This is a genomic window from Yersinia thracica (assembly GCF_902170565.1).
Lineage (GTDB): Bacteria > Pseudomonadota > Gammaproteobacteria > Enterobacterales > Enterobacteriaceae > Yersinia > Yersinia thracica.
Genome location: NZ_CABHXX010000107.1, coordinates 1 through 7862, shown reverse-complemented (window position 1 = coordinate 7862; position 7862 = coordinate 1). Strand labels below are relative to the sequence as shown.

Below are 7862 nucleotides of genomic sequence, written 5' to 3'. Positions count from 1 at the left end.
GACGACTGATTATTGATGACATGAACGGCACAGCGGCCTGATGATAAACCTGACACAAAAAATGGCTCTTTGAAGCCGACGGGTTTTTTAAGGTTCATCAGGCGCGGAACTCATCATGGCGCGGGAGCTGGCTCCCACCAGACACCGAATAGATTTAAGCAAGCCCATCATAAATCAAAATCGGTGCTGCAAAAACGGGGGTGACCATAGATTTTATGGCGAGCCACTCAATATTAAGCTATTCCCGCTTTCATCAGAAAAGCTTGCGCCAAAAACAGAGCGCTGACATTGCGGGCTTCGCAAAACCCCGGTTCATCGAGCAGTGCCATCATATTCGCAATAGGCCAGCGCACTTGGGGCAGCGGTTCCGGTTCATCGCCTTCCAGACTTTGTGGATAAAGGTTTTGCGCCACAACAATGTTCATTTTGCTGGAGAAATAGGACGGTGCCATCGTCAGCTTACTGAGGTAATCGAAACGCTCAGCGCCAAAGCCAACCTCCTCCATCAATTCGCGATTTGCGGCCTCTAATACCCCCTCTCCGGGATCAATCAACCCCTTGGGGAAGCCCAATTCATACTCTTCTATACCCACGGCATACTCGCGGATCAGCAATAAGTCATCACCAATAATGGGTACAATCATGACAGCTTCGCGATTCGATGGCCGCATTCGCTCATAGACACGTTGTACACCGTTGCTGAACTCCAGATCGACGGCTTCAACTGTAAATAAGCGGGAGCGGGCAATCGTTTCTATTTTAAGTATTTTAGGTTTTTGCAGGTGTTCCATAATGGCCCCAAATTAAAACTCGCCGCCTGTCGGGCACGTATCAGGGTCGTCAGGCTCATAATAAGGTTACTTCATAAGCGACTTTTTACCCACGCGGATTAACCCGACTCTTTATACTGGAATTTATTAGAACTTGATCACATTGTGCGTTAATGAGAACCTTTATCGCAACGCTAGTTAGATATAATTTATCTGTTTTTAACATGGCGGCGAGTTTAGTCAAGATTCAACTGGTTAAGTTTCGTTCTATTTCAGCGCAATACTCGTTAAAAATTGTGTTTGAAAATAGGATTATGCTGATATTACCGAAGTTTTAGCCTTGCTATCCTTATTAGTCTACGGGCAGTGAAAGAGCACTTGCATTAAGTTATTTGATGAATAACTCTGTTATATGCCTCTGTAAGGTGTTTATGCATAATATAATGCGTTATTTCATAGAGTTGACTTAATTCAGGGGCGCTCGGATGGGGATGGGATGAGCACAATAGTCATAACATTGGCCTTACTGTTGACCAGTCTAATCGCAGTAGGTTTGTTGTGGTGGTTCCGATTCCGCCGCCCTGCTCCCGTAACGGCAACTCTGCCGTTCGCGAAACCTACTCATCGCAAACTGACACCTGAAGAGCGGGTAAACATTGAGAATTATCTCTTAAATCAACAGGATAAAATTGGGTTTAAACCTCAATCGACTTTTGATACCCGTAGCCTGAGCAACAGCACGCCTTCACCCGCGAAGCTTATTCTAACCCCTCAAAGCGACAATGTTTATTCGGTTACGCGCGCCATTACCCGCTATGGCGTAGCCACTGATGAACCCAATAATTGGCGTTATTATCTTGATTCTATTGAAGTTCATTTACCTGCTTCGTGGGAACAATATATTACTCAGGATAATGACGTAGAACTTATCCAAACCCAGCCGATCCCTTTGGTTATTTCTCTCAACGGGCATACGCTGAAAAATCACCAGTCTGAGAATAGTTACCAGCCTATTTTACCTTCGGTGGTGCAAAATGCATCAATTCGTAAGGCGGATAGCGAGCATATTGAGCTCCTGAATATCCGTAAGGAAACAGCAGAAGAATATGCTCTGCATGGGGCTAATGGCTTAAAAGAAGCAGGGGCTATTTGTTTAGCATTGCTATTGCTGTTCTTTGCACTGGCTGGCCCAACGGTGATACTGCCCTGGCTTATTATTGTGGCAGCCATATTAACCGGTTGGGCTTGCTGGAATATGTTCCGTCCGCTATCTGAAAAAGACTTGCGGGAAGTTCATTGCTTGAGTGGTACGCCAAAGCGCTGGGGCCTGTTCGGTGAGCCAAATCAGGGGCAGATGAACAATATCTCACTCGGGATTGTGGATCTGATTTATCCGGCTCATTGGGGGCCTTATTTTGCTCATGATCTGGGTAAAAAAACCAACATTGATATTTATCTCAATCGTCAGGTTGTTCGTCAGGGGGCTTTTTTATCCCTCCATGATGAAATGAAACATTTTCCTCTACAGCGTTGGGGGAAAAACCTGACGCTGATGGCCGGCTCACTGTTAGTCATGGGGTTATTATTGATTTATATCCCATTGGGTCTGCCGCTGAAATTAAGTGTTGCCTGGTTACAAGGCGCACAAAGCCAGCAGGTAACCAGCGTCGAAGCATTAGAAAAAATGCCACTCCATATTGGCGATATGCTGAAAGCGCAGGGGATGGGGATGTGCTATGTCCCACCGAATACCCAAAACCCACACAATTTTGTTTTTACGCCTTTTGATTGTTCCGGTATCTATTGGAATAACGCAGCGCCCTTGCCGCAACCTGAATCTGAAACCATTGAAAAAGCAGCAGCGCTGGTGGCGACCGTCAATCAACAACTGCACCCCCAAGGCACGGATACCAACGTTAACCCACAGTTGGCCACTGCGATTGAAAAATCCGGTATGATTTTGCTGGATAACTTTGCTGATATCGTCCTAAAAACACAGGCATTATGTGGTGGAGACGCCGATTGTGTCCGTCTAAAGAATGCTTTGGTGAATTTAGGTAATGCCAAAAATTGGTCTGGGCTAGTGAAACGGGCGCAATCTGGCACCTTAAAAGGCATGAATGTACTGTTACGCCCGGTCAGTGCTGACACCTTGGAAAATCTGGTTAAAACGGCAACCTCATCATTTGTTTACCGCGAAACACATTTGGCGACAGAAGCGTTAAACAGCCCACCGCCGGGTGGGTTCCTGATTACCAGTGATGAGGGTAAACAGCTGGTTAATCACCCTGCTCCATCGGTTCCACTGTTTGATTACAGTGCGCTTGAGCAATGGCGGGAGTTACAGCGGCTCTCTGGGCTGTTACTCAACACCCCATTTAAGGCGGAAGGGATCATTACCAATATCACCACCGACGCCAATGGCACCCGCCACATTGCATTACACAGTGAACCGGATATCGTGACACTCGGCCGCTATTTGGGTACCAGCCTGCTGCTGCTGGCGCTGATAATTTGTTGTGCGGTGAATGCGGCCCTATTCATTCAGCGGATACTGAAAAACCGTAGCCGTATGGATAATATTCAGCGCTATTATGATAATTGCTTCAACCAAACCCTCACTCCAACACCTTTCCTGCGTTAGCCCTTTTTCGTTTATTATGAACTATTGTTTATACCTTAAATAATTCGAGTTGCAGGAGGGCGGCCAACGCACATGCAGCTTGAAGTATGACGGGTTATCACCACTATTGTGATTGTGGAGCCGCTATGCCCCCTGAATTTAATTGGCAAGAAATTGATACCGTGCTGCTGGATATGGATGGCACTCTGCTGGATTTAGCGTTCGACAGCCATTTCTGGTTAAAGCAGGTGCCGGAGACACTCAGCCAACAGCGCGGAATCTCGTTGGAACAAGCGCATAAAATTATCCATGATGAATATCTGGCAGTGCAGCACACATTAAATTGGTATTGCTTCGATTATTGGAGTGAGCGGCTGGATTTAGATATCTATGCCATGACCACGCAAGCGGGCAGCCGGGTTCGTCTGCGCCAGGATACCCAGCCCTTTCTGACCCGTTTACGTGAGCGCGGCTTGCAAACTATTTTGCTCACCAATGCCCACCCGCACAGCCTGGCGGTAAAAATTGAGCACACCGCTCTCGACCAGCACCTTGATTTATTACTTTCCACCCATACATTTGGTTATCCAAAGGAAGATCAACGGCTGTGGCAAGCTGTCACACAGCATACTGGGCTGAATCCTGCCAGAACCTTATTTGTCGATGACAGTGAAAAGATTTTGGATGCCGCGCACACCTTTGGTATCCGCTATTGTCTGGGGATAGAAAACCCAGATTCCAGCTGTGCTGATAAGGTATTTCACAGCCACCCTGCAATCAATGATTACCGTAAGCTATTGCCCGCATTGCAGTTACGCAAGTGAGTCGGGAAATTCAGCCTAACGACAGGAGTGTTCATGAAGGATAAAACAGCTTCGGATGAATCGGTTCGGCTGGATAAATGGCTTTGGGCAGCCCGGTTTTACAAAACCAGAGCCGTCGCGCGGGACATGGTGGATGGCGGCAAAGTTCATTACAACGGGCAGCGCGGTAAACCGAGTAAGTTGGTTGAAATCAATGCTGAAATCCGCCTGCGCCAAGGTAACGATGAGCGCACAGTGCGGGTCTTGGCGCTACACCACCAGCGCAGGGGCGCAAGTGAAGCTCAGGCATTATATGAAGAAACAGAGGCTAGCATTGCTAACCGCGAGAAAGTGGCACAGGCGCGCAAGCTAAATGCTCTGACCATGCCGCATCCGGATCGACGGCCGGATAAAAAAGAGCGTCGCAACCTAATCAAATTTAAACACGGCGAGCCTGAGTAAATTGCTTGCAGCCAGAAAGAGAGAAAACTATGTCTAATCACGACCAATTACACCGCTATCTGTTCGCTAACCATGCGGTGCGCGGTGAGCTAGTTTCAGTTAATGAAACCTATCAGCAAGTATTAGCCAATCATGATTATCCACCCGCGGTACAAAAACTGTTGGGCGAAATGTTGGTCGCGACCAGTCTACTGACGGCTACCCTCAAATTTGACGGTGATATCACCGTGCAATTGCAGGGCGGCGATGGCCCGCTATCACTGGCAGTGATTAACGGCAATAACCAACAAGAAATGCGCGGTGTCGCCCGCTTTAAAGGCGAGATCAGTGATGAAAGCACCCTGAAAGAAATGATGGGCAACAGTGGTTATCTGGTGATAACTATCACGCCAGCACAGGGGGAGCGCTATCAGGGCGTCGTAGCATTGGAAGGTGAAACCATCGCCGCCTGTCTGGAAAATTACTTTATGCAGTCTGAACAGCTCCCTACCCGCCTGTTTATCCGCACGGGTAGTGTAGAGGGTAAAGCTGCCGCAGGCGGCATGTTGCTGCAAGTTCTGCCAGCACAAGATCGCAATGAAGATGAGTTTGATCATCTGGCACAACTGACCACCACCATTAAAGCCGAGGAGTTATTCACCCTGCCGGCCAATGAGGTGCTGTATCGGTTATATCATCAGGAAGAAGTGACACTTTATGAGCCACAAAATGTCAGTTTCCGTTGTACCTGTTCCCGTGAACGTTGTGCCGATGCATTAGTCACGTTATCCGAAGATGACGTTAAAGAGATGCTCGAGCTGGACGGCAATATTGATATGAATTGCGAGTATTGCGGCACTCACTACCTGTTTGATGCGGTCGATATCGCGGCATTAAAAAGCGGCAATAGCCCGTCACCAGAACAAATTCATTAATTCTTGTAATACTTATACCCTAAATAATTCGAGTTGCAGGAAGGCGGCAAGCAAGAGAATCCCGATGAGCTTACTGTTTTGTAAGTGATTCGGGTGATTGAGCGTAGCTAACGCACATGCAGCTTGAAGTATGACGGGTATAGTTGGGTGCTGACTCGTGCCCAGCTATGACTCCTTGCCGTTTCATACTTGCGACAATCCGTGTCCTATCTCTCATAACCTAGCGAAAAATAGGCCATATATTGAAATATTTGAACGCTATCGCTGTTAATCAGAGATGAGTAATTACAATCGCTGGTAGAAAATTGACGATCCAGGAGTTATGACATGAGTGTTAAAGGAATTACCCCGCAGGAGCTCGCCACCTATGGCATCCATAACGTCAGCGAGATTGTTTACAACCCAAGCTATGATTTACTGTTCCAGGAAGAGACCAAACCCACACTCGAAGGATACGAGCGCGGAACCCTCACCACCACAGGAGCAATTGCGGTAGACACCGGAATATTTACCGGCCGTTCACCCAAAGATAAATATATTGTCCGAGATGCTATCACGCAGGATACCCTGTGGTGGGCTGATCAAGGCAAAGGCAAGAATGACAACAAACCGCTAAGCCAAGAAACCTGGGCCCACCTGAAAGGGTTGGTAACCAATCAGCTGTCTGGTAAGCGCCTGTTTGTTGTTGATACATTCTGCGGTGCTAATGCCGATACCCGCCTGCAAGTTCGCTTTGTCACTGAAGTGGCCTGGCAAGCGCATTTCGTCAAAAACATGTTTATCCGCCCAACAGATGAAGAGCTGGCCCATTTCGAACCTGATTTCATCGTCATGAATGGCGCTAAATGCACTAACCCGAATTGGAAAGAGCAAGGTCTGAATTCAGAGAACTTTGTCGCCTTTAACCTGACAGAACGTATGCAGCTGATTGGCGGCACATGGTATGGCGGTGAAATGAAGAAAGGTATGTTCTCAATGATGAACTACCTGCTGCCACTGAAAGGCATTGCTTCCATGCATTGCTCGGCTAACGTCGGCGAAAAAGGCGATGTTGCAATCTTCTTCGGCTTGTCCGGTACCGGTAAAACCACCCTGTCCACTGACCCGAATCGCAAGTTGATCGGCGATGACGAACATGGCTGGGATGATGACGGCGTATTTAACTTTGAAGGTGGCTGCTACGCCAAAACCATCAAATTATCCGAAGAAGCAGAACCCGATATTTATCATGCAATTAAGCGCGATGCTTTGCTGGAAAACGTGGTGGTACTACCAGATGGTACTGTTGATTTCAATGACGGTTCCAAAACTGAAAACACCCGGGTTTCTTACCCTATCTACCACATTGAAAATATCGTCAAGCCAGTATCTAAAGCAGGTCATGCCACCAAAGTTATTTTCCTGACGGCTGATGCTTTTGGCGTATTACCACCGGTATCTCGCCTGACGGCAAATCAAACTCAGTATCACTTCCTGTCTGGCTTTACAGCCAAACTGGCCGGGACTGAGCGCGGTGTCACCGAGCCGACGCCAACTTTCTCTGCGTGTTTTGGTGCTGCATTCTTGTCACTGCATCCAACGCAATATGCAGAAGTGCTAGTGAAACGTATGCAAGCGGTGGGCGCACAAGCTTATCTGGTCAACACTGGCTGGAATGGCACGGGCAAACGTATTTCCATCAAAGATACCCGAGCTATCATTGACGCCATTCTGAATGGTGAAATTGATAAAGCTGAAACCTTTACTTTACCTATCTTTGATCTGGCGGTGCCGATGGCATTACCGGGCGTGGACCCTGCTATCCTCGACCCTCGCGATACTTACGCGGATGTCGCGCAATGGCAAGAGAAAGCCGAAGACTTAGCGAAGCGCTTTACCACTAACTTCGATAAGTATACCGATACCCCAGCCGGGGCCGCGCTAGTCAGCGCAGGGCCAAAGATCTGATCTAGGTTGTTTTAGTACAAAGAATATAGGGGCACATTGTTGCCCCTTCAGACTGCTGACAAAGTCAAATGAAGGGGAATCGTGCCGTTGGGGTCGTAGTCGCGTAAGCGACCGAAGCGCCCCTAGGTGCGGTAAACCCTTAAATCACTGAGTTATCCAGAGCTTTGTCATTAACCTCAGGGGCACATTTGTGTCCCTTTTGTTTTTCGCAAATCAGAAATGGACTAGATCTGGTTTAGTGGAGGAGTGAACAGGTTCGGTTGTCAGAGAGTGTTCAGAATTCTGTGTCACGTTAAAATCATTATAGCGTTATCACTTTATCAAGACGCCCCTCAAAATAAAT

The 7862-nt window shown here is 47.7% G+C and carries 6 protein-coding genes; 5 read left to right on the top strand and 1 reads right to left on the bottom strand.

Translation table 11 applies throughout. The features are described 5' to 3' along the window. Nucleotides 1–233 precede the first annotated feature (233 nt). Nucleotides 234–791 carry an ADP compounds hydrolase NudE gene (gene nudE / locus FTA91_RS15600; protein WP_050116523.1) on the bottom strand — a complete coding sequence of 186 codons (558 nt, stop codon included), beginning with the start codon at nucleotides 789–791 and terminating at the stop codon, nucleotides 234–236. A gap of 475 nt (nucleotides 792–1266) precedes the next feature. Here nudE and FTA91_RS15595 point away from each other — a divergent pair, with 475 nt between their 5' ends. The 5 genes from FTA91_RS15595 (at nucleotide 1267) to pckA (ending at nucleotide 7519) form a co-directional block, all read left to right on the top strand. Next, a complete protein-coding gene (locus tag FTA91_RS15595) occupies nucleotides 1267–3414 on the top strand; it encodes an intracellular growth attenuator family protein (protein ID WP_145535768.1) in 2148 nt (715 codons plus the stop codon). Between the two features lie 125 nt (nucleotides 3415–3539). Further along, on the top strand, nucleotides 3540–4217 hold the full coding sequence (yrfG, locus tag FTA91_RS15590) for a GMP/IMP nucleotidase (protein ID WP_050116521.1): 678 nt from the start codon (nucleotides 3540–3542) through the stop codon (nucleotides 4215–4217). A 33-nt stretch (nucleotides 4218–4250) separates the two neighbouring features. Beyond that, entirely contained in the window at nucleotides 4251–4658 is a 408-nt protein-coding gene (hslR, locus tag FTA91_RS15585) for a ribosome-associated heat shock protein Hsp15 (RefSeq protein ID WP_050116520.1), read from the top strand. 29 nt (nucleotides 4659–4687) lie between these two features. Further along, nucleotides 4688–5572 carry an Hsp33 family molecular chaperone HslO gene (gene hslO, locus FTA91_RS15580; protein WP_050116519.1) on the top strand — a complete coding sequence of 295 codons (885 nt, stop codon included), beginning with the start codon at nucleotides 4688–4690 and terminating at the stop codon, nucleotides 5570–5572. A 327-nt stretch (nucleotides 5573–5899) separates the two neighbouring features. Beyond that, on the top strand, nucleotides 5900–7519 hold the full coding sequence (pckA, locus tag FTA91_RS15575; protein ID WP_050116518.1) for a phosphoenolpyruvate carboxykinase (ATP): 1620 nt from the start codon (nucleotides 5900–5902) through the stop codon (nucleotides 7517–7519). Nucleotides 7520–7862: the final 343 nt, after the last annotated feature.